Below are 21,317 nucleotides of genomic sequence, written 5' to 3'. Positions count from 1 at the left end.
TCCAGCGAACAGTCCAGGCAATTATAAGAAAAAGCGCACCCCCTCCCCGTTACCGACTCCATTAGTAAAACAACTGCATCGTGCCTGAAAAACAAAAAAACGATGCGATATGGGATTCCGGCCAATATTGTCCATCACCCATCATGCTTTCAAGCATTCGCGATCCTCTCGCCCAATCCTTGATCGCACCTTCATCATTCCCGGTTGCAAAGAACGGCTATCTTACAGCCTTTCACCTAGTATCATACAAGCAATTCGATGAACGCAAGAACTCACTTGGAAGTAACCACCCGACGAGGAATCGCATAATAACCCTTGCCTGCCTTCGGCGACCTTCGCCTTCCCTTTCGCACGCTTGCATCATTTTTGAGGGACCGGCGCCGAAACTTGCCCTTCAAGGGATGCCGTCAAACTTGTCGGCAACGTCTCCGCAGACGGGCGAATAACGCGCCCCGACCTCGAAAGCAATTAAAAACTGCTCGAGAGATGCACGAGAGCCGAACCCTCGCTCGCAAGCGGATCGCAAGCAACAGAGAAACCGACCTTCGCGGAATGCATATCCGACCATGAAGCCAGGCCCGCTCACCAATACTGCATCGACGTTAACATTCGTCGTCTCAAGCACTAGACACAACGCGCGTTGCCAAGTCCCTAAACCGTCGGCACGCGCGCATGCGAGAAACGGCGCGCGGCATGGGAAGGCGGCCTCCTCGCGGACTACGCGGGAAGGCCGCCGCACCTAACCGGGCGCACGTCTCGTCATCCGCACGCAATAGTGACCGGCGCATGAGGCAAAGGTCGAACACGCAGCCATCGAACCAGCCGAAAAGGTGGCGTCGATACGCCCCTCCCAATCGCCCAACAAAACGAAAATCGAGCGTGCGAAGACGACGAGTCCCGCCTCGTGCGGCCTGCCGTTTGCAAGGGGGATGGGGAGGGCAGGCCGCACGAGGCGGGACTCGGCAAACCCCGTCGCCCGCTTGCGGAGCGACGGGGCATCGGCGGATCAGAACACGAACAAGCCCAAACCGAGCGTATAGAACGCAACACGCATGGACACTGCTCCGACGACAGCGCCCAGCACTGCAAGCGCGTACAACACCGCATGCGACCGAGCGTCTTTTTTGAAGCGGGCTGCGAGCACGCATCCCAGGGGGACGAGCGTGCCCACGACGACGGCCCCCAGCCAGATCAGGAAGCTTTGGCCCGCGAACACGGAAGGCACATCGGTCATCGGAAAAGCGACCATCGTCGGATCCGAGTAGTATCCGATGGTGACGATGGAGCTCGCAGCCCCCTGCAGCACAACGGCATACGCCACGGCCGTCGCAACGGCCAGGACGGAGCCGACGAGAGCGATCAAACGCGCCGACGACGTTCCGCTATCGCGAGCGGCGAGCATGGCGAGCAGCATGGTGCAAGGGCCGAGAACGCACGCGTTGCCCAGCACGTAGAGCACCCATGCGATGCTGTTCCAAGCGGGACGGGCCGCCATCAGGTAGCTGTGGGCCATGATCCCGACCAAAGCGATCGACGCGACGATCCCAATGACGCAGATCGCCTTGCCCGGCACGCCGTTCTCGGCCCTCCTCATCTGCGCCAAATAGATGATGGCGACAATCACAAGCACCACGATGGCGACGAGCTCCTGCGTGATGCCACTCGTAACGTTCCCGAACCCGTTAAAGATCCGCTCCCAATGCTCCAGATGGAAGAGCACCGCAACGCCGCCGGCAACAAGCAGAACCGCGCTCACTACCCATGCGATCATCTGGCTTTTGCCGGACTTTTCAGAAAGCTCGGCACCGCCCGCTATGGCTACGAGGCACTGGGAGGCGAACAAGCCGGCAGACCACGCCACCAAAATGGTGAACACTATCAAAGGCCATTGAAGCTCCATCAGTTCTCTCCCCCTTGCCATTTCTCGCCACGCAGTATGTACATGAAACTGGGCTTGTTGCCCGCGTCAGGCAGGTAGTGCACTTCGGAATCCTCGTACGGTTTCACCGGGAAGTCGGGGCCTTCTCCCGTGGCGTCGCCCAAACGCACGCGGTAAGAGGACATGCCGTCGTAGGAGCGGTCATCCGGATTGTTTCCGGGTCCCTCGAAATTCTCGATTCCCGCCTCAACGTCTCCGAACCATCGCGCACGACCCCCGCATTGGCTCACGCACTGGGGCAGCTCTCCTTGCGCGATCTTCTGCTCGCACAGCGTGCACTTCTCCACGACGCGCTCGCTCTCGTTCAGATACCTGACGCCGTAGGGGCAGGCCATCACGCAGAACTGGCATCCGATGCATTTGACTTTGTCCACTTGGACGGTGCCGTCCTCGAGCTTATGGGTCGCGCCCGTGGGGCACACCTTCACACACTCGGGCTCTTTGCAGTGCTGGCATTGAATGGTGAGGAAGTACATGTACACATCGGGCCACTGGCCGCCCTCCGTGCGAGGGTTCGGCCCCACGCGCAGCACCTTGTTCCAATACGAGCCCAAAGGAACGTCGTTCACTACCTTGCATGCGACGCTGCACGCCAAGCAACCCACGCATTTACTGAGATCGGTGAGGATCGCGTACTGAGTCATTACTCGCCGCTCCTTTCATAGACGGGCATCCAGTCCTTCAAACGCGGATCGTCGCTTGTATGGATGACCTCCGTGCCGTCGTCCATGCAGGGAACCGGATTGCCGAACGGACTGTTCTCCGGCGTCGCCTTGTACACCTTCACCGCATAAGCGCGCAGGTTGGACGAGCCGATGATGCGATCCTGCGCATGGCGGTCTACCAAGCAGTTCACTCCGGAGAGCTTGAAGCCGCGATCAGGCTGCTTCGCTTCCGGGTACCACCATTGATGCTCGGCGTTCACCACGCCGGGAGCGATGCCGTAGTACAGGTCCGCAACCTCGCGAATCTTGCCATGCTCCGTTTCGATCCACACCCAGTCGCCCTGCTCGATGCCCAGCCGCTCGGCATCCTGAGGGTTGATCTCCAAACGCGGCACCGGCCACAGCTCGCGGCACCACGGAAGCTGGCGATGCTCGCTGTGGAAGTAGGTGCCTTGCCGACGTCCCGTGGTCATGAGGAAGGCGTTGTCGTCTTTGTAGGCGTCAGGATCGGCCACCGGGCTATGCGGGGCCTCTCGGAAGACGGGGAACACTTCGTTTTGCTGAAACTCCTCGTCGGAATCGGGAAGCTTCACCGGCTTGCCGTCGTTGTGCACGCCGTTGATCAGCCACGATTCGAGAACCGTCGACCATATCTCCTGCTTGTGCGTAGTGGTGCGCCACCCGGGGTTCTTCGCAGCGAAATCGACGTTGCCCGTCTCGTAACGGCGATAGCTTCCCCAATGGTCGGGGTTTTCCACCTTGAGATCGAACCAGCCCTTCTCCTGGAATTCCTTTTTGTACTCCTCCCAATCCTTGATGCGAAATCCCATGCTCAAAACGAAGCTGTTCACGGCGTAGAGAGCGTTATCGACCGGCCACATCTCGTCAGGCGTCGCACCGGGAAGCCACGGCGTGCCGTTCTCCTTCGCCAAGCGCATGAGTATCTCCTGATCGGGCTTCGCCTCGCCCGGGCTCTCGATGCACTTCACCGTTGCGCCCAAGGCACCCGCGCCGCCTTGGCTCTTGCGCAGGCAGTCCATCTCCAGCCAATGCGCGGCGGGCAAGACCACATCGGCGATCCCATCGACCATGGGAGTGTGCCACAGATCGATCGAGCACCAGAAATCAAGCTTCTTGAGCTGCTCGTAGGCGTTCAGGGAGTTGGACTGGTTCATGAAGTCGCCCGCGGAGCCCGCCCCGCACGACACCTTGTACGGACTCCCCGTCTCGATGGCGTCGTACACGCTGGTCGCATCCGCGTATCCCTCGCTGCAATCCGAGCCGATGAGCGGGAAGCGCTCAGAGCCCAGAAGCAGGCTGCCGTCGTCTTTGTACTTGAACTGCTTCATCGCCATGGCCCCGAAGGGGATGGAGGTGCAGATGTCCATCATGCCGTCCCAAGCAAGCGTACCCCCACGTTGACCCCCGGGGACGTCCATGTTGCCCGTGATACCCACCAGCAGATCGCACGCGCGCTGGTTCTGCAACGCGTTGCAGGCATGTTCGGCGGCCAACATGTACTGGATGCCGCCGTTGCCGTAGCCGGTGGCCGGATCGACCGGCGTCGCATAGGTGATGGCCGCCTCGCGCAGCACGTCGGCCTTCACGCCGCTGATCTCCTCCACCTTCTCGGGCGTGTAGTCTTCGAGGAACTCGATGTAGCGCTCCCACACGGTGCGCACGTGCACCTTCGTGCCGTCCTTCAGCTCGACCTCGCGGCCGCCCTCCTCGGTGAACAGCGCCGGATACAGGCCTTCGGGAAATTGGGAGCGATTGGGCAGGAAGCCCTGACTCTGGCCCGTCGCATCCAGGCCGGGTTGATGGGGCGTGGTTCCCTCGGTCATGGGCTTCCAGTCCTCGCCCTCCCATCCGGGCGTATCGAGGCTGGCATCGTACCAGCTCAAGTTTCCGGTCAGCTCGTTGACCACCATGAAGCGCGTGTCCGATCCGCCCTCCTTGATGTCCGACTCCTTCAAAAGGCGCGTCTTGATGGACGCGGACTGCAGCGAGGACGAGCACGGGGTCGGTTCGAAGCTCTCCTCCTCCACCACGAGCATCGGGGCGTTCATCCATCTGCGCACGTACAAATCGTCGATGAGGTCGTTCTCGATGATCACCTGGGCCCAGCAGTTCGCAACGGCGCCGTCGGTGCCGGGGCGCAGATTCACCCAGATGTCGGCCTCCTTGCCCAGATTCGTCTGACGCGGGTCCACGATGATGTGCTTGTCGGCGCGCGTCGCCACATCGACGGTCGTGCGGCAGCTGTCGTCGTAGTTCGACAGCTCCGAGGCGCCGCCCCACTGCACGTACACGCGCGGACGCCCGACCGTCTCCATCCAGTACCAGCTCCAGCAGTCGTTTATCTTGCTCGCCCAATAACGAGGGCCTTTGCAGATCTGGTCGGCACGGATGGCGTTGGGGCTATCGAAAATCGCCGGCAGGGCGGAATATCCCCCCATCGACCACACGCGCGAGGTACCGCTCATGCCGAAGAACGTGGGGTTGCCGTACTTCTCCTGGCATGTTTCTATGCCCTGCACGACCATCTTGACAGCCTCGTCCCACGAGATGCGCTCCCATCCCGGATCCTCCCCTTTGGGGTTGGTGCGCTTCAGGGGATACAGCAAGCGATCCGGATGATACGCCGCCTGCAGCGACGCCTGACCCTTCGCGCAGTGGTTGCCAGCCGACTGGAACGCGCTCTCGTCGCCCTCCGTTTTGATGACGCGGCCATCGCGCACGGTCACCCACACGCCGCACTCCATCTTGCCGCATCCGCGGCAGCACGAGCGAATGCGCTTCACCTCGCCAGCGCCGCCGTCTGCGCTCTGCTCCGCAAGCGCGGCGCCGATATTCGCCGTGCCGGAAACGCCCGCTGCCGCCATGGTAACCGCCGCAGCCTTGGCGAAGCTGCGCCTTGAAAGCATAAGCTTGCCCATTGCCTCCTCCTTATCTCGCCTTGCCCCTTGCCAATCGGAGTCGAACAAAACCCTAAAGCCTCCGTGCGCGCGGCAAAACCTGCCAGGAACACGTTTTGCGCGAGAAGACAAAATACGTGCTCCTAGCACAATGCCTTTGAACTGGGGATTCTCGACAACATCGAAAGGCACGAAATGCACGACGGAACGAATGTGCTACACTTGCCGCAGGCAAGGCCGAGGGGAAAGGGGGCGATGCGGCATGCCGTCGTTTCTGGCAGCGATACCACGCATGGGAAAAGGCGACGTGCTTCTCGCAGCTTCCATCTGCTTCCAATCGGCCCTGACGTTCTCGCAGTTCCAAGCGCAGCAGATCGGACAGCGGCCCCTCACCGCGACGATGCTCGCCTCCACGCTCTGCTTCGCGATCGCAGCCTGCGCACCGAACCGCATCCTGCGCGCGCTCAGACGAAGCCGCTCTTTCATCATCCTTGCAGTGGCTGCATTCTATGCCGCAGGCATCATGGAAGCCGCACTCTCCGGAAACAACGCGCTTGCAGCGACGGCTTGCTCGTGCGCAGCGAGCGCATGCGTCTCGCTCTGCATCATCGGGGAGTTCGCCGAACTCGCCAAGCGGAAAGCCGCCCCTTCCGTCACGATTTGCTGCCTGGGGTTCATTCTTGCCGCAGTGCTCACGCTCATCGTCTCCCTCCTTCCAGAGCAGTTTGCCCAATCGGCGAACACCCTGTACCTCGCGCTGTTCTTAGGATCGTTTCTTGCCTCGCGAAAGCTCTCGGCCGACGATCTGCCCTCTGACGAACCCCCGGATCGGACCGCGCCCTCCCCCGCCTTCCTCTCAGGCGTCGACCGGGAACGGCTGCGTCCCGCAATCCGCCTCGGCGCTGCGCTCTCCGTCGTCGGCGTGGCCCACGACAACGCGCGCATCGGATACTACAGCTTGATGGACGCGAACGGCATCCCCATCTCCGGCACCGTATGGGAAGGGCTGTACACGCTCACAACGGTGCTCGGCGTAGCGGCCATCGGCATGGCGGCCGCGCGATCCAAAGACGATTCGTGGCTTGCGCCATGTTACCGAGTCGTGGTTTTCGCGTGCATCGCCGCGCAGCTCCTTCCGCTCGCTCCGATCGACCCGGCGCTTCACGCCGCATTATGGCTGCCGATCCACATGGCGGTGTTTCGGTGTGCGATGTGCTTTTCCTGGGCTATCGTGCTCTGCATGCCCCGACAAGGCGCGCAGGGGCGCGTGCGCGTCTTCTGCCTGACCCAGTCGCTCCTTTTCGTGGGTTCGTGCGCAGGGCACGGGATCTGGCGCTTTGCGAACGCGACGTCCGAGGCATCCACCTTCTATTTCCCGCTCATGCTGACGAGCACGCTACTGCTGCTGCTCTCGTATCTGACGCTGTTCACCGAAAGCGACCTCAAAAAGCTCACGGCAAGCCGACAGCGCATCCCAAGCGGACAGTTCATGCAACGCTGCACATCGCTCGCAGAAAAACACGGACTGTCGAACCGAGAGACCGAGGTGATGATCCTGTTCGCCAAGGGACGCAACCTCGACTACATCCGCACCGCGCTCTGCGTTTCCAAAAGCACGGTCTCGATGCATCGACAGCACATATATCGCAAACTGGACATCCATTCGCAGCAAGAGCTGATAAACCTCATCGAGAAACCCCAGTAGGCTTCGCGGATCGCCCTCCAAACCCCGCGGCTTCCAAGAAGCGTTGGCACGGCTCGCCCGCCGATGCGCCCTCGCACCCGCCTCGCGTGCAGCAACGACCCCTCCTCCATGAGCCACCGCGCAAGCCCGCGTCCAGGAAACCGCGGCTACGCGACCAGTGCATGCACGATCAGCACCTCGTCAGCCCTTGCCCATCCGCCCTGAGCCATCCGTCCCCTCCATCCTACGAAAAAGCGCCCGCCTCCAACGAGACGGGCGCTTTTGGAAAACGCGCGTGCTGCTCGCGAAAGCGAACTAGCGCTTCGAGAACTGCGGGCGCTTGCGGGCCTTCTTCAGGCCGTACTTCTTGCGCTCAACCATACGAGCGTCGCGCGTGAGGTAGCCGGCCTTCTTGAGCTCGGCGCGGTAGTCGCCGGCCTCCAGCAGGGCGCGGGAGATGCCGTGGCGCAGCGCGCCGGCCTGTCCCGAAATGCCGCCGCCGTTGATGCGGGCGATCACGTCGAAGTGGCCGATAGTGTCCGTCACCTTGAACGGCGTCAGCGCGTAGTTCACCAGCGCTTCGCGACCGAAGTACTGCTGAGCCTCGCGACCGTTGATCGTGACCTTGCCGGTGCCGGGAACGAGACGCACGCGGGCGACAGCGTTCTTGCGACGGCCCGTGCCGTAGTACAAAGCTTCACCTGCCATGGGTTAACCCTCCATCTTGATCTCGCGGGGCTGCTGAGCCATGTGCGGATGCTCGGCACCCGCGTACACCTTGAGCTTCTTGCCCATGGCGCGACCCAGCGTGTTCTTCGGCAGCATGCCCTTGACAGCGTGCTCGATGACGCGCTCGGGATGCTTCGCCATGGCCTGCTCGAAGGTCTCAGACTTCAGCCCGCCGGGGAACCCGCTGTGGCGATAGTAGGTCTTCGCGGCGGCCTTCGCGCCCGTCACGCGGATCTTGTCCGCGTTGATGACGATCACGAAATCGCCGGTGTCCACGTGCGGCGTGTACTGCGGCTTGTGCTTGCCCTTGAGGATTTGCGCAGCCTTGGCGGCGACGCGGCCGAGCACCTGGTCGGTGGCGTCGATCAAGACCCATTCGCGCTCAACTTCGTTGGGCTTCGCGTAATACGTCTTCACTGTCTTCCTCCAAAATCCTGTCCTGCCCCGCCGTGCGGGGCGGGATTCCCGTTGCATCTTGGCGCTTTGGCCCGAAGGCCGAATCGCCGCGACACGACGGATGATCGGTTTCAAAAGCGCAGGTCGATCGGATGCCGGGTTCCTACGCCGACACGCTGCCTCGGGCCTGGACTCCCTCGCTAGCGCTTCCGCTTCTCGCTGCATGCACGGGGCTTTGAAAGCGAACCTTTGCAGTATAAACAGCGCGCTGCGTTGAAGTCAACGGGATTCCCCGACGTTGCGCGCGATCTGCATAAAGGAACCGGACTTGAGGTCATTGGGCCTGGACTGCCGATCACCCGAACCTGAACCTCCCAGACGGAACCCGCGCATCCCTCCCTCTATGCCAGCCATGGCGTTAAAGCACCTTTTAATCTACTCATAAGCATAGTATAGTATGCTTATTCTCAGCATACGCGAAAAGGAGATCGTTATGTCCGCACCCATCATCCGCTCCTCCACCGACATCCGCCGCAACTACAACAGTATTGAGGCGCTCGCCAAGGAAACCGGCAAGCCTATCTACCTCACGAAGAACGGCCGCGCGTCGCTCGTGGTTATGGACGCAGCCGCGTTCGATTACGACAGGTACGTGGGACTGGCGATCGACGAAGCCGTCGAGCACAACAAGAAGCACCCTAAAACGTACACTCTCGAGGAAGCGAAAGCGGAAGTGCACCGCCGCGTTGCGCAAAGGCTGGGCGATAACCATGAGCTATGATGTCTCATTCACGGAAGGGGCCATCGAGGATCTGTCGTTCTTGACAATCTACGAGGCGCAATACACCTTTTCGACCGAAAGGGCTCAGGCCCGCATCGACGAGCTTATGGAGTCCATTTCGAGTGGCTTGAGCGCCTTCCCTGCACGCATCCCCGAAAAACCGTACGGATTCACCGATGCACCGAGGCGAAAACTCCTTGTCGGAAAATACGCGGCGTTCTATTGGGTTGACGACGAAACCAACACAGTCTACGTAGAGCGCATCCTCCACTCGAAGGCAGATTTCAGCCGCATCCATTTCGGCAATTGACGCCGCAAGCGAACGAATGTTTCACGTGAAACATTCGAAGTGGGACATTTGGGCAGGCGGGGCACGAAAAGCCCTGCGCCGGGAGAGAGGTGGCGCAGGGCTCGAAGAGGGCTGCAGGCTGAGCGCGCCGCAGACGCGAGGAGTAGGGTTCGAAGAGGGTATGTCGTCCGGGTCAGCTGCGTTCCGTGATCGGATCGACCGCATCCCGCACGATGAAACGGCGACCTGCCACGCGAAGCGCCGCGCCCGCGAAGCGCTTACGCCCCGGCCAGCTCGTGACCCAGAAGATACCCGTAGGTGATGCAGCGTCCATGGCTGTTGCCGGCCACGTTGATGGGGTAGTCCACGGCGCAGATGTCGCCCATCACGTTGCCGAGCGCGTACAGGCCCTCGATGGGCTGGCCCTCGGCATCAAGGCACTGGAAGTCGACGTTCGTGCGCAGGCCTCCGGGGATGGCCAGCAAAGCCGGACCGACCTTCAGCGCATAGAACGGCCCTTCCTTCACCGGGGTCAGGAACACGGGCTTTTTGTAGTAGTCGGTGTCCTCGCCCGCCTCGCACATGCCGTTGTAGCGCTCGACCGTGGCCTTGAAGGTGTCCGCGTCGCAGCCGATCTTCTCGGCCAGCTCGTCGAGCGTGTCGGCCTGGTACGCGTTTCCGGCCTCGATGTAGGTGGGAATCTGCGTCTCGAAGTACTGGGGCGCCAACTCCAAGTCGCTGCCGTAGGGACGGAAGGAGTCCCAGAACATGCCGCCGCCGTAGGGCAGGCCGTTCACGAGGTCGGCCTTCCAGTTGGCGTCGAAGATGGACCACGCCTCGCCGTTGGGCTGGCGGTTGATGGCCAGCGACTTGCCCTGCACCCAGGTGTCCTCGCACATGAAGCGCTCGCCGTTGTCGTTCACGAACAAAAACGGCCCGTGGAACCAGCAGAACGCCTGCGGGTGCATCATCGTGGGAAGCGGCAGGTCCTGGAGCTGCGCGCCGGCCCACATGCCCATCTTGTGGCCGTCGCCCGTGTTCACGCCCACCGGCGTGTACTGGCTGCGGGGCTGACCGTACTCGGCGCAGATGGGGGCGTACGCCTTCACCATCTCGGCATCGCCGCCGATGTCGCCCGTGCACAGCACCACGCCCTTGCTGGCGTTGTACCGCACGTAGCCGTCGTCCGTCTCGCAGATGCAGCCGACGACCTTCGCGCCCTCTTTCACCAGCTGAACGGCTGGCGAATCGAACACGAACTCGGCCCCGTCGCGCACGGCGTCGTTGTAGCACAGCTCGGCGCCGGCGAAGCCCGTAGAGGTGAGGCCCGCTTCCTCGGGAATCGTGAGCATGTGGTATCCAGGCTGCTCGGCATACACGTCGTCGTGGCTGTAGAACGCGCCCACCATCGCGGTGCCGCCCACAGCCTCGGCCTTCGCCAGCAGCCAGTTCGACGCCTCCTCGGAGTTGTTGAAGAACTTCGTGATGAGATCCTCGTTCGCGCGGCTCGCGCACTGGGCGATCCAGTGCTGCTTGGCGTTCACTTTGTCCACCTTGATGCCCAGCTCGTCCATGTAGTGCGAGTTGATGGCGCCGAAACCGCCGCCGCGGCCGTTCCAGCTGGACGTCTTCTCGACGACGGTCACCTTGCCGCCCTTCTCGGCCGCCGCAGCAGCGCACGCGCAACCGGCCAGGCCCGCGCCGATGACGAGGGTGTCGGTGTCCACCGTGTTGGCGATGTCGGTGATGGGCTCGGGCGCAACCTCCCACGCGTAGCGCGCTTCGCCCGACCCGGTGCCGGACGCACCGTCGCCAGCCCCCTTCGCGCCGTCGCCCGTGTTCGTCGCGGGTGCACAGCCGGCCAAGCCGGCTCCGGCGGCGACAGCCGCAGTGACGCCCAGCCCGAGAAACGCGCGGCGGGACAACCCGCCCTTCAAGCTTTTCGTCATGAGAAACCCCTTTCGTTCGATCGCGAGACCCCTCAGCCCCGTCAACAACGCTGGGAAGGAGACCTCCGACACGCGGCGCGAGCAACGCCGGGAACCCTCCGCGAACTAGCGCGCAGGTCCCGTAAGCACTGCGTCGGGAAGCACCGCAATTACGGGCAGATCGCACCATCACGCAACCGCCGATGCAACGACGCAGCACCTTCGACACGCCACACGTCAGCGAGCGATGCGCTGAACCTCGGCCGCAAACCCGGCATCGCGCCCGAACGGATACGAAAGCTACGAGCAAGTTGCGACGCCGCGCGTCGAACCGCACCGCAGCCCGACGGACGGCCTTCTTCCTTCGCCGTCCATGCTGCACAAGCGAAGTGATCCGGTCATCGAACAAAACGACCCATTTTCGCAGAACAACGGCATATGGGCCACAGTGGCCCATACCATTCGGCTTTTTGCGCGCTTGCATCCGACTAACCGATTTGCTAGGTTCTCGTCGAAGCGATACGGGACGCGAGGGGTGGGGACGGCTTATGGGACGAACGCAATGCGAGGGAACAGAAAGGTCCGCAGAGCACACGCAGCGCGAAGGGACGGGCAGTCTCGCAGAGCGGACACGGCGCGAGAGCGGCAAGGGCCGCTCGGGGTTCTCCGGCTGGCGATTGCTCGGCTTGGGATTTTGGCAGGCATGGTGGATGATCAGCATGTGCACGGGCATCGTGCTGCCCACTACCGAGCACTACCCCACCGCCGGAAACACGACCCTTTGGGTGCTCGCGCTCACCACCGCAGGATACGTGGGGGTGGTGACGCTGTCGCGGAGGCTCTCTCCGTTTCTCATCCGTCGCCCGTGCCTCGCATTGGCCGGAGGGCTGACCGCCGCGGGCACCGCGCTGCTGCCGGCGTCGCTCTCGGCATGCTCGGGCGCAGCGGGCTTCGCCTGCTTCCTCGCTGCCGCAATCGCCGCGTCCGCAGGCAATGCGCTCCTGCTCATCATGTGGGGCGAACTGTGGAGCGCGCTCGCAACCGGTCGCGTCGGGCGACACCTCTACGTGTCCTACACATTCGCCTTCGTGTTGTTCTTCATAGCGTCCGCGCTGCCCAGCGCAGCAGGTGCGGCGTTCACGGCAGCGCTTCCCATCGTGTCGGCTGCGGTCCTTGCGGCTTGCAAGCAAGAACCGCGCCGCGAGCCTTCGGTGCTGCCGATCGATATGCGCACCGTACCCACAGTGCGCATCCTTTGCTGCATCGTGGTTATCAGCATGGTGTACGGCCTTTCGCAAGGCATGGTGAACACGTTCGCCAGCGACGACGGGCCCTTCATGTTCAAAACGATGCTGTTTGCCGGGCTCGCCCTTGCCGCGATCACGCTGTCGATGGCGGTGGCACCCTCCGAAGCCGAGCCTATTGCGCTGTACCGCCCCGTCATCCCCGCCATGGCGGCGGGCCTCATCCTGCTGTTGCTGCTGCCCGAGCCATACCGCTTTTTGGGCGCAGGGCTCGTCATCATGGGGGTGTACTGCCTCGACATGCTCATGATGCTCGTGTCCACCGACGTGGCCTTTCGGGGGCGCATTCCCGTGGCGTTGTCGTTCGGGTTGGTCATCCTTTGCGCACGCACGGGAACGCTCGTCGGCTCCATCGGCGCGGACGGGCTGCTGAACTCGGCACTGTGGTCGGACGAGACGCGCTCCGCGGCGCTTCTCGTCGGGGTGCTGGCGCTCGTGCTGGTGGGCATGCTGTTTCTCACGCAAACCGACGTGCAGAAGCTTTACGCCACACCGCACGCCGAACCGATCGATGCGAGCCTCGAAGAGAAATGCGGCCGCATCGCACAGATGTGCCGCCTCACGAACCGCGAGGCCGAAGTGCTCGTGCTATTGGCGCGCGGACGCACCGTGCGCGCCATCTGCGACAAGCTCTCCATCGCCCAAGGCACGGCGAAACACCACGTGAGCAGCATCTACCGAAAAGTGGGCGTGTTCGACCGGCAGGGGCTGCTCGACACCATCGAGCAGGGAGGCGTGGGCAAGCCCGGCTGGGAATGATACGGCAGCGCCTTCGCGCGCGATGCGCAGACGATCCGTCGGCGCCAGACGAACGCGAAAAAGCGCGGCCACCCCTTCCGCTTGGGCCTCCGCAGTCCTAGCCACAAACCCGCCCCCTCATGCCAACCCCTCCTTGCCCTACTCGCCCCTCGCCCCCTTGCCCTCCTCCCGCACGGATCCGCTACATGGATCGTTGTCGCCCGAAACGGTCGCTTTCGACGCGAAAACCGACCGTTTCGGGCGACAACGCGGACGAATGCGACGGCATCTCCGTCCTTTACGGCACGCCCCGCACAAAGCCCTTTCCCGAGGGCGGCGCATCGAAGCGTGCAGAGCATGGAGTACAATCGGAGAAGCGGAAGAAGTGACCACAAGGAGGCGTCATGCAGAAGTTCATCGCAGAGGAGTCGTTCTGGAAGCTGTTTCCCGAGGCGGCGATCGGGGTGATCGTCGCACGCGGAATGAAGCCGACCAGCGAGGTGCCCGTCGAGGACGCAGCGGCAATCGCCGCGCTCCTGAGAGAGGCGAACGCGCAAGCCGACCGCCACCTCACAAGCAACACCATCTCGCAAAACGACGCCGTGCGCGTGTGGCGCGAAGCGTATCAGCAGTTCAAAACGAAGAAAGGGGCGCGCTGCTCCATCGAAAACCTGCTCAAGCGCGTGCTGAAGGGCAACCCCGTCGGCTCCATCACGCCAACAGTCGACATCTACAACGCCGTGTCGCTCAAATACGCGCTGCCAGTGGGCGGCGAGGACATCGACGCGTTCGAGGGCGACCTGCGCCTCGGCATCACCGAGGGAGGCGATGCCTTCCGCGCGCTCGGCGAAGACGAAGACGATCCCACGCTGCCTGGAGAGCTGTGCTACCGCGATAACGCGGGGGCGGTGTGTCGTTGTTGGAACTGGCGCGATGGTCAACGAACCGCGCTCACCGACGATTCGGAAAGCGCGTTTTTCATCATCGAGTGCGTCGTTCCGTCGCGCATCGACGATTTGCGCGCGGCGCTCGACGAGTTCTCCCAGCTCATGGAGCGCTACCTCGGAGCGTCCATCGAGGTGCGTGCCATCGTAGACCGCTCGAATCCCGAGGTGGTCATCGTCGGCTGACGGGAGAGGGGAAGGGCGCTTCCCCGTCCCCTCTCCCCGAAGACCCCGCCAAAAAAGCTTGCGAGCAGAGGACCCTTGGCGCAAGCGCGTCCGCTTTCCCGGATGGCGCCCTGATCGCCCATCCGAAGCCCGAACCCCTCTCGGCGGCAGCCTGCGCCATGCGTTCGGCTACTTCGGCGATCTGCCCTTCATCGGAGCGCTTCGGCAATCACCCTGCAATGCCCCTCGGATCGACGGCGGATCATCGCTTCGTTTGAGGTCGTTCGCCGCCATTGACATCGCCCTCCTGATGATCGCCTCGGCACCCGCATTCCTTCCTCGATCACTGCCGCTCGACAAAAGGGCACCGGCAGAAGGCCCCGTCGACCGTAGCCGACGGGGCCTTCCCAACAGGTCCTACCGAGAATAGAAGAAGGACGGCGCCCTTCTTGCGCCCATACGCCGCACGCACGTAGGAGGGAGAGGGGCGAAGGCGCCGGCGGATGCGGCTCGCCCGGGTCGCGCGCCGCGCACACGTAGGAGCGGGAGGACGCGTCGCACTCGTCGCCGCTAACCACCTGCGCTCGCACGCGCCCGAACGTCATTTGCGCTCGCACGCAAACCCTCTTCGAAGCCGTTCGTTCGCACGCCTCCCCACGCGCCCCGTACGCCCCGAACCTCCCGGGTCCACAAGCGCATCGCGCTTCCGATCGCACCCTCTGCTACACTGCTTCAAGCGCTTGGTCGACGTCGGCGATCAAATCTTCGGTGGCCTCGATGCCACACGAGAGACGCACGAGGTCGGGCGTGATGCCGGCGGCCACCAGCTCGGCATCGTTCATCTGACGATGCGTCGTGTTCGCAGGATGCAGCACGCACGTGCGCGCATCGGCCACATGCGTGGCGATCTGCGCCAGCCCAAGGCGCTTCATGAACGTCTCGGCTGCCGCACGACCGCCGGCCACGCCGAAGCTCACCACGCCGCTTGCGCCGCCGGGCAGGTATTTGCGCGCCAACTCGTGCTGGGAGTCGCCGGGCAGGCCAGGATAGCGCACCCAGGCCACCTTCGGATGCGCGGCCAGATGCTCGGCCATCGCCAAACCGTTCTTGTTGTGCTGCGCCATGCGCAGGTGCAGGCTCTCCAGCCCCAAGTTCAAGTAGAATGCGTTCTGCGGAGACTGGATGGAACCGAGATCCCGCATGAGCTGCGCTGTCGCCTTCGTGATGAACGCCCCTTCCAACCCGAAGCGCTCCGTGTACACCACGCCGTGGTAGCTCTCGTCCGGCGTGGTGAGGCCGGGGAACTTGTCGGCATGGGCCGTCCAGTCGAAGCGTCCGGAGTCCACGATGGCTCCGCCGACACTCGCACCGTGTCCGTCCAGGTACTTCGTGGTGGAATGCGTCACGATGTCGGCGCCCCACTCGATGGGACGGCAGTTCACCGGCGTGGGGAACGTGTTGTCCACGATAAGCGGCACCCCATGCGCATGCGCGGCCGCGGCGAACCGTTCCAGGTCGAGCACCGCGAGCGCCGGATTCGCGATGGTTTCACCGAACACCGCCTTCGTATTCGGACGGAATGCAGCCTCCAGCTCCTCGTCGGTGCAGTCCGGCGCGACGAACGTGCACTCGAGACCCATGCGGCGCATCGTGTGCGCGAGCAGATTGTAGGTGCCGCCGTAAATGGCAGAGCTGGCAACCACATGATCGCCCGCTCCCGCAATGTTGAACACGGCGAAGAAGTTCGCAGCCTGGCCCGACGATGTGAGCATAGCTGACGCGCCGCCTTCAAGCTCGGCGATCTTCGCTGCCACGGCATCGTTGGTGGGATTTTGCAGGCGCGTGTAGAAGTATCCGGCTTCCTCGAGGTCGAACAGGCGGCCCATATGCTCGCTCGTGTCGAACTTCCAGGTGGTGGACTGGTAGATGGGCAGTTGACGCGGCTCGCCATCGCCCGGACGGTAACCGCCCTGCACGCAGGTGGTGCCGATGGATTCGACTCGATCGCTCATGGGATGCTCCTTGGGTTCGCTCGTTGGTTGGTCGGAAGACGCATCAGCCGGACAACTGGTGGACGGTCGGTCGTTTCGACGGTCCGGCATCCACATGCCTCCGAATCGTAGCCGACTGTGCGATCCGCCAGCACGCCAGCTGGCTTGTTAGCGCGCATGAGCCCTGATGGGCCTTGCAAGGCGAACCGTTCTTCCAATCGGAAAACCGGTATGGCCTCGACATTGCGCCCGACCTAGTATAGCGACCTTCCCTCTATCTCGATAGCGTTTCTTTCTGATACTGAGTAATCTGTTATTCAGATAACAAAGACATGGGGCGCATGCGTGGAATCATCTTGCAGACTCGGTCGAGCAGAGGCTTCCACAAGAACGGAGGAGGCGGAGGGGCCTCGTTCCCGACGATCCCTCCATGCCGCAGGGGCGCGCAAGCTCGCTCGCTTCGGATTCCTCCTCGCGGCGCACCCGCGAGAAAGAATCCCTGGGAGCGAAACCGCCACCATGCGCCCCGGCATTTCAACTTGCACGCCCCGCGCAAGACGAATGCATGCCCTGGGCAAAGCTGGGAGCACGAATGAAGCGCATGAGGCCCTCCTCTTTTGAAAGGGCCCTATTCCCCTACAGCCTCGCCCTCGCGAAGGGAACCCGCTCCCCCAAACGCCCATCAAGCACCGTGCGCATTCATCGACTACAGCGCGAAACCTTGGCGCGGCACGCGCTCGAAAATGGCACAGATGTCGCTTTGTGCATAGATTCTTAGCCCGTTCGATACCGCAAGCAACCTTCGAATTCGCGTTTCCCCAGGTCGCTTATTTTGATCAGAGGAACATGCCCTAGAAAACCCTTTCCGTTCTATGCACAACGCGCGATCTGTGCCAGTTCGGAGCGCGATCCGCGCCGAGCCGCATCGTGCGCCCTCCTGCCGCCATCTCGCAAGCTACGAGCACTCCTGCCGAACGGCAAACCGCGAATGCAATTGACTGGACGGCAAGCCGCGAAGCCTCTTGCCATCCTGCAAGCTACAAGCTCGCCCCTTCATGCCCGCTTCGACCGCGAGGATCGGACGCACCCCGATTGACCCCGTCGATAACGCGCCATCGATTATTAAGATATGCAGGTCATCTGATTATCCGGTATCATGGTTCGCACCGTACACGACCGCCCCTCTGCATCCAACCCAGCTCATCGGAGGTTTCCCATGCCCATCAAGATACCAGACGCCCTGCCCGCCACCGATGTCCTTAAAAGCGAGAACATCTTCGTGATGACTGAGTACCGGGCCATCCACCAGGACATCCGCCCGTTGAAGCTCGTTCTGCTCAACCTTATGCCCACCAAGATCGTCACCGAGACGCAAATCTTGCGCAAGCTCTCGAACACCCCCTTGCAAATCGAGGTCAGCCTGCTGCAAACGGCCAGCCACACGGCGAAGAACGTTTCCGAACAGCACCTCGACGCGTTCTACACCACGTTCGACAAGATCAAAGACCAGCACTTCGACGGCATGATCATCACCGGCGCGCCCGTCGAACTGCTCGACTTCGAGGACGTGGACTACTGGGACGAGCTCACCCGCATCATGGCATGGTCAGCCACGAACGTTCATTCCACGTTCCACATTTGCTGGGGCGCGCAAGCCGGCATCTACTATCACTACGGCGTTCCAAAATACGAATTGCCCGAGAAGATTTTCGGCGTGTTCGACCACGAGGTGGTGAAGCCGTCCTCGCCGCTCGTGCGGGGATTCAACGACACGTTCTGCGCACCGCACTCCCGCTATACCGAAGTGCATGCGGCCGACATCGAAGCGCATCCCGATCTCGAGCTGATCGCCGTGTCGGACGAAGCGGGCGTTTACATCGCGAAAAGCACCGACAGCCGCCACTTCTTCGTGTTCGGCCATCCCGAGTACGACGCCGAAACCCTTATGGCCGAGTACGAACGCGACATCGCGAAGGGCATCGACATGCCGCTGCCGCGCCATTACTTCCCGAACGACGATCCTGCGCAAGCACCGCACGCCACCTGGCGCGCGCACGCTCAGCTTCTGTACACGAACTGGCTGAACTACTACGTGTACCAAACCACGCCCTACGACCTGGCCGAAGTGGGCAGCGATCAGAAACGGCGCGAACAGCCCGGTCAAGGCGATCGGAGCGGCCTCGATGGCTGACGGACCCCGTTATCGCGTGCGGCCCGTCATGAAGCCGCTGCCCTCGCATGCGGGCATGGGCGCCCGCGGCAAGGGCAGAAGCACATGCGCGCATGACACGAGCGTGCTTGCGGACCCGGACGCGCGCAGCTTCGTCCGGCCCGAAACGGAGGACGACGATGGATACGACCCTTTCTCCGACCGGCCCGCCGCGCCCGAGCCCCAATTCCAAAAAGATCCCTGGAACTGACGGGGCCGCCCGATGGCGGCCCCGATTCGCATGCGCCAAACCGCGGCACGCCACCTTCTCGGCGCCCACGGCGCATGGCCCTATCGGCTCGCCACAAGCTCCTCGCCTGCGCACGCCGATACCGTCAAGAGAAAAACACTTGGTCGAGGGCGTTTTCCAACGAGGCCTCATCAACCGTCCACACCCCATCAGCACGCACAAGCTCGAGCGTGAGAAACGACTCGCCCCTCTCCGCCGCAGCCTGGTCTTGCGCCTGCGGCAGCAGCTCCGCCAGCTTCGCATTCCGCTCCTCATCGGAGATGAACCCATCGCCGCCAAGAGCCATCAACCCGTCAAGCAGCGCTCCCATCACCCCGTAGATGCTCCGCGCCTCGACGGTGGCGACCACCGCACCGGTTCCGTCCGAGTACGTGCGCACATCGTAATCGCCGATCGCGAATGTCGAGCCTTCCATCAACCAGACTGCGAAATCGGTAGGATCGATGCCCATGTCGGACAAGGAGCAGCCGAACGAATTATCGAATGCGCGGTCGGCTTTCTCCGCAACGGTCGCAACGACGACATCGTCTTTGCCTACCACCTTCGCCAGCGCTTCTTCGGCCGCGGAGCGCGCTTCCATGGTCTCGGCATCGTCGGAAACGGACGGAGCGGGACTCGTTGAGCCTGCGCTCACAAGCTCGTACGGAATGGCGTATTCGGCAACAATCAAGGTCAGCACGCCGAGCGTCAAGCATGTGACGAGCGAGATAACGCTGAACGCGATGCCGACGATGCCACACACCTTGCCTCCCGCCGCTTTCCCGTTATTGCCGCACGACTTGGAGAATTGCGATGCCAAAACGACGGCCACAATGCCGAACGCGACGCCCATGAAGATGGTCCACGACAAAAGGATAGCCACGATACCGCAGATAAGCGCCGCAACCGCCTTCCCTTCGCTCGGCGCGCGCATAACGGAAGGGGGAAAGGGCGACTGAGGAGACGCGTACCCACTGCCGGGTGGAGCCGACCCTGAACAGGAAGCCGACGAGGGGCTCACCAGAGGCGGAGGAAGCGGAACCGGAAAGGGTGCAGAAGCGCCGCGCGAATCCGCAAAAGCGGGTGCGGCGGGCGAATCGGAAGGCCCCGCAGGCTCCAAGGCCCCGCAGGGATCGTCCGGCGATGCGTTATAATTACCACTCATTGTATCGACCTTTTTCTTCCTACCATTTATCGCCAGTATACTGCACTATCCTGATTTTCCCCAGAGCAACCATGGGCCACCCCCTTCTCCGCGTTTTTTCTTCGTTGCATATACCATGCCATTCTGCGTAATCGGTCGCGCATTCGATGGGGTAGAGCCGTAAAAGCAACACGATGCGCTTGTGGAACCGCCAAGAGCCGCCCGTTCACAGACGGCGACAAGCGCGTGAGCGCGCCATGCATCGTCATGTTTTCTAAGCCGGGCGGGATACGGCTCAGGCCTCGTCGCAAAAAGACCGCCGCATCGTCTTGACCCTCGCAAGCGGGTCGATGGGATATGACGAATCCACCACCTGAATGGCCGACCAGCTTCAACCGACGGCGGATGGAGGGCGATGCGCGCATCGCCCTCCATCCGCTTCAACGCATTGACGACGCAGTTCAAGAGGAAAAAGACGGAGAAACCGACAGCGCAGCACCCCAGGTGACGAACTCGTCCGCATCCAATTCGTCGAATCCGCGCACCGCATGGTCGCAGAGCGCGGCAAGCTCTTCGTAGGCACCCGCAAGGTCGCAATCGTACACACCCACCGTGCGGTAGCCGGCTGCACGCAGCGTGCGCACCGCGTATGCGGAATCCTCGAATCCCCAGGTGTATCGCAGGGAGGTGCCCATGAGCGCACGGGCGTGATCATACACGGCCGGCTCCCTCTTCGACCTCCCCACATCGTCCACCGACACGACGGCGTCAAGATACGGCAGGAACCCCGCCGTCGCAAGGCCGGTTTGCAGGTACGCTTGCGGGCTCGAGGACGCCACGCTCATCGCCACGCCGCGCTCGGCGAGCGCCCGCACGAACGCGAGCGCCCCAGGCCGTTCGCATGCGCGCTCGCGATAGTACGCCAGCATGAGTTCGTCGATCATGCCCACCACGTCTGCGGCATCCCTCCCCAGCCCGAAACGTTCATGGAAAAACGCTCCCGCCTCGGGAATGGTGAGGGTGGTCAGCTCGTCGGTGTCGGCCTTCGCCAATCGCACGCCGACGCGCCGCGCAAGTTCGTCCTCCACCTCGCGCCACACGCCAGCCGAATCGAGCAGCGTCCCATCGCAGTCGAAGATGACGCCGATGCGCATTGCGGTCATGCAAAAACCCCTTTCAAGCGCGTCGGACGCGCATTCCGAACGTTTCCTGCCTCCTCGACAGGATAGCAGACGCCCCTCGCCAAGCTCCGCACGCGGCCCCG

Annotated in this window: 16 protein-coding genes; 7 read left to right on the top strand and 9 right to left on the bottom strand. The window is 62.7% G+C overall.

Features of this window, described 5'->3' with window-relative positions; translation table 11 throughout:
* Positions 1 to 1,006: 1,006 nt before the first annotated feature.
* From B5F40_RS09320 to B5F40_RS09310, 3 genes are read right to left on the bottom strand one after another with little or no spacing between them, the layout of a single operon-like run.
* Positions 1,007 to 1,900, bottom strand: a complete 894-nt coding sequence (locus B5F40_RS09320; RefSeq protein ID WP_087194061.1) for a dimethyl sulfoxide reductase anchor subunit family protein — start codon at positions 1,898 to 1,900, stop codon at positions 1,007 to 1,009.
* Positions 1,900 to 2,583: a 4Fe-4S dicluster domain-containing protein gene (locus B5F40_RS09315; RefSeq protein WP_087194060.1), complete on the bottom strand. Its 684-nt coding sequence runs from the start codon at positions 2,581 to 2,583 to the stop codon at positions 1,900 to 1,902. The genes B5F40_RS09320 and B5F40_RS09315 overlap by 1 nt, the downstream gene beginning before the upstream one ends.
* Complete coding sequence (locus B5F40_RS09310) at positions 2,583 to 5,543, bottom strand: molybdopterin-containing oxidoreductase family protein (RefSeq protein ID WP_087194059.1); 2,961 nt, start codon at positions 5,541 to 5,543, stop codon at positions 2,583 to 2,585. Before B5F40_RS09310 ends, B5F40_RS09315 begins: the two co-directional genes overlap by 1 nt.
* A gap of 241 nt (positions 5,544 to 5,784) precedes the next feature.
* Here B5F40_RS09310 and B5F40_RS09305 point away from each other — a divergent pair, with 241 nt between their 5' ends.
* Positions 5,785 to 7,227 carry a helix-turn-helix transcriptional regulator gene (locus B5F40_RS09305; RefSeq protein WP_162610946.1) on the top strand — a complete coding sequence of 481 codons (1,443 nt, stop codon included), beginning with the start codon at positions 5,785 to 5,787 and terminating at the stop codon, positions 7,225 to 7,227.
* Positions 7,228 to 7,521: 294 nt separating this feature from the next.
* Here B5F40_RS09305 and rpsI read toward each other — a convergent pair whose 3' ends face one another.
* A complete protein-coding gene (rpsI, locus tag B5F40_RS09300; RefSeq protein ID WP_087194058.1) occupies positions 7,522 to 7,914 on the bottom strand; it encodes a 30S ribosomal protein S9 in 393 nt (130 codons plus the stop codon).
* Between the two features lie 3 nt (positions 7,915 to 7,917).
* Complete coding sequence (gene rplM / locus B5F40_RS09295; protein ID WP_087194057.1) at positions 7,918 to 8,352, bottom strand: 50S ribosomal protein L13; 435 nt, start codon at positions 8,350 to 8,352, stop codon at positions 7,918 to 7,920.
* Positions 8,353 to 8,824: 472 nt separating this feature from the next.
* Between rplM and B5F40_RS09290 the strand changes: the two genes are divergently transcribed.
* Both B5F40_RS09290 and B5F40_RS09285 read left to right on the top strand, forming a co-directional pair.
* Complete coding sequence (locus tag B5F40_RS09290) at positions 8,825 to 9,112, top strand: type II toxin-antitoxin system Phd/YefM family antitoxin (protein WP_087194056.1); 288 nt, start codon at positions 8,825 to 8,827, stop codon at positions 9,110 to 9,112.
* Positions 9,102 to 9,422, top strand: a complete 321-nt coding sequence (locus tag B5F40_RS09285; RefSeq protein WP_087194055.1) for a type II toxin-antitoxin system RelE/ParE family toxin — start codon at positions 9,102 to 9,104, stop codon at positions 9,420 to 9,422. The genes B5F40_RS09290 and B5F40_RS09285 overlap by 11 nt, the downstream gene beginning before the upstream one ends.
* 257 nt (positions 9,423 to 9,679) lie before the next feature.
* Here the strand turns inward: B5F40_RS09285 and B5F40_RS09280 are convergent, their stop codons facing one another.
* Positions 9,680 to 11,350 carry an FAD-dependent oxidoreductase gene (locus tag B5F40_RS09280; RefSeq protein ID WP_087194054.1) on the bottom strand — a complete coding sequence of 557 codons (1,671 nt, stop codon included), beginning with the start codon at positions 11,348 to 11,350 and terminating at the stop codon, positions 9,680 to 9,682.
* A 527-nt stretch (positions 11,351 to 11,877) separates the two neighbouring features.
* Between B5F40_RS09280 and B5F40_RS09275 the strand changes: the two genes are divergently transcribed.
* Positions 11,878 to 13,392, top strand: coding sequence for a helix-turn-helix domain-containing protein (locus B5F40_RS09275; RefSeq protein ID WP_087194053.1), 1,515 nt, complete (start codon positions 11,878 to 11,880; stop codon positions 13,390 to 13,392).
* Between the two features lie 383 nt (positions 13,393 to 13,775).
* Positions 13,776 to 14,501, top strand: coding sequence for a B3/B4 domain-containing protein (locus B5F40_RS09270; RefSeq protein WP_087194052.1), 726 nt, complete (start codon positions 13,776 to 13,778; stop codon positions 14,499 to 14,501).
* Positions 14,502 to 15,202: 701 nt separating this feature from the next.
* Here B5F40_RS09270 and B5F40_RS09265 read toward each other — a convergent pair.
* The gene (locus B5F40_RS09265; protein ID WP_087194051.1) at positions 15,203 to 16,492 is read right to left on the bottom strand and encodes an O-acetylhomoserine aminocarboxypropyltransferase/cysteine synthase family protein; all 1,290 of its coding nucleotides are present in this window, start codon (positions 16,490 to 16,492) and stop codon (positions 15,203 to 15,205) included.
* Positions 16,493 to 17,687: 1,195 nt separating this feature from the next.
* On the opposite strand from B5F40_RS09265, the gene metA reads away from it, so the two are divergent.
* Together metA and B5F40_RS09255 are read left to right on the top strand one after the other, a co-directional pair.
* Positions 17,688 to 18,662 carry a homoserine O-acetyltransferase MetA gene (gene metA, locus B5F40_RS09260; protein ID WP_087194050.1) on the top strand — a complete coding sequence of 325 codons (975 nt, stop codon included), beginning with the start codon at positions 17,688 to 17,690 and terminating at the stop codon, positions 18,660 to 18,662.
* Complete coding sequence (locus B5F40_RS09255) at positions 18,655 to 18,891, top strand: hypothetical protein (protein ID WP_087194049.1); 237 nt, start codon at positions 18,655 to 18,657, stop codon at positions 18,889 to 18,891. The genes metA and B5F40_RS09255 overlap by 8 nt, the downstream gene beginning before the upstream one ends.
* Before the next feature lie 124 nt (positions 18,892 to 19,015).
* Here the strand turns inward: B5F40_RS09255 and B5F40_RS09250 are convergent, their stop codons facing one another.
* Together B5F40_RS09250 and B5F40_RS09245 are read right to left on the bottom strand one after the other, a co-directional pair.
* On the bottom strand, positions 19,016 to 19,792 hold the full coding sequence (locus tag B5F40_RS09250) for a hypothetical protein (protein WP_140396469.1): 777 nt from the start codon (positions 19,790 to 19,792) through the stop codon (positions 19,016 to 19,018).
* Between the two features lie 722 nt (positions 19,793 to 20,514).
* A complete protein-coding gene (locus B5F40_RS09245) occupies positions 20,515 to 21,216 on the bottom strand; it encodes an HAD family hydrolase (protein ID WP_087194047.1) in 702 nt (233 codons plus the stop codon).
* Between the last annotated feature and the right edge of the window lie 101 nt (positions 21,217 to 21,317).

The sequence above is a fragment of the Gordonibacter sp. An230 genome, assembly GCF_002159915.1.
GTDB lineage: Bacteria > Actinomycetota > Coriobacteriia > Coriobacteriales > Eggerthellaceae > Rubneribacter.
This window is presented reverse-complemented; position numbering and strand designations above follow the sequence as displayed.

What these genes read in the sequence shown, in the direction of transcription:
- B5F40_RS09320 (WP_087194061.1), bottom strand. Translation starts at nt 1,900, where the DNA reads ATGGAGCTTCAATGGCCTTTGATAGTGTTCACCATTTTGGTGGCGTGG.
- B5F40_RS09315 (WP_087194060.1), bottom strand. Translation starts at nt 2,583, where the DNA reads ATGACTCAGTACGCGATCCTCACCGATCTCAGTAAATGCGTGGGTTGC.
- B5F40_RS09310 (WP_087194059.1), bottom strand. Translation starts at nt 5,543, where the DNA reads ATGGGCAAGCTTATGCTTTCAAGGCGCAGCTTCGCCAAGGCTGCGGCG.
- B5F40_RS09305 (WP_162610946.1), top strand. Translation starts at nt 5,785, where the DNA reads ATGCCGTCGTTTCTGGCAGCGATACCACGCATGGGAAAAGGCGACGTG.
- rpsI (WP_087194058.1), bottom strand. Translation starts at nt 7,914, where the DNA reads ATGGCAGGTGAAGCTTTGTACTACGGCACGGGCCGTCGCAAGAACGCT.
- B5F40_RS09290 (WP_087194056.1), top strand. Translation starts at nt 8,825, where the DNA reads ATGTCCGCACCCATCATCCGCTCCTCCACCGACATCCGCCGCAACTAC.
- B5F40_RS09285 (WP_087194055.1), top strand. Translation starts at nt 9,102, where the DNA reads ATGAGCTATGATGTCTCATTCACGGAAGGGGCCATCGAGGATCTGTCG.
- B5F40_RS09280 (WP_087194054.1), bottom strand. Translation starts at nt 11,350, where the DNA reads ATGACGAAAAGCTTGAAGGGCGGGTTGTCCCGCCGCGCGTTTCTCGGG.
- B5F40_RS09275 (WP_087194053.1), top strand. Translation starts at nt 11,878, where the DNA reads ATGGGACGAACGCAATGCGAGGGAACAGAAAGGTCCGCAGAGCACACG.
- B5F40_RS09270 (WP_087194052.1), top strand. Translation starts at nt 13,776, where the DNA reads ATGCAGAAGTTCATCGCAGAGGAGTCGTTCTGGAAGCTGTTTCCCGAG.
- B5F40_RS09265 (WP_087194051.1), bottom strand. Translation starts at nt 16,492, where the DNA reads ATGAGCGATCGAGTCGAATCCATCGGCACCACCTGCGTGCAGGGCGGT.
- metA (WP_087194050.1), top strand. Translation starts at nt 17,688, where the DNA reads ATGCCCATCAAGATACCAGACGCCCTGCCCGCCACCGATGTCCTTAAA.
- B5F40_RS09255 (WP_087194049.1), top strand. Translation starts at nt 18,655, where the DNA reads ATGGCTGACGGACCCCGTTATCGCGTGCGGCCCGTCATGAAGCCGCTG.
- B5F40_RS09245 (WP_087194047.1), bottom strand. Translation starts at nt 21,216, where the DNA reads ATGACCGCAATGCGCATCGGCGTCATCTTCGACTGCGATGGGACGCTG.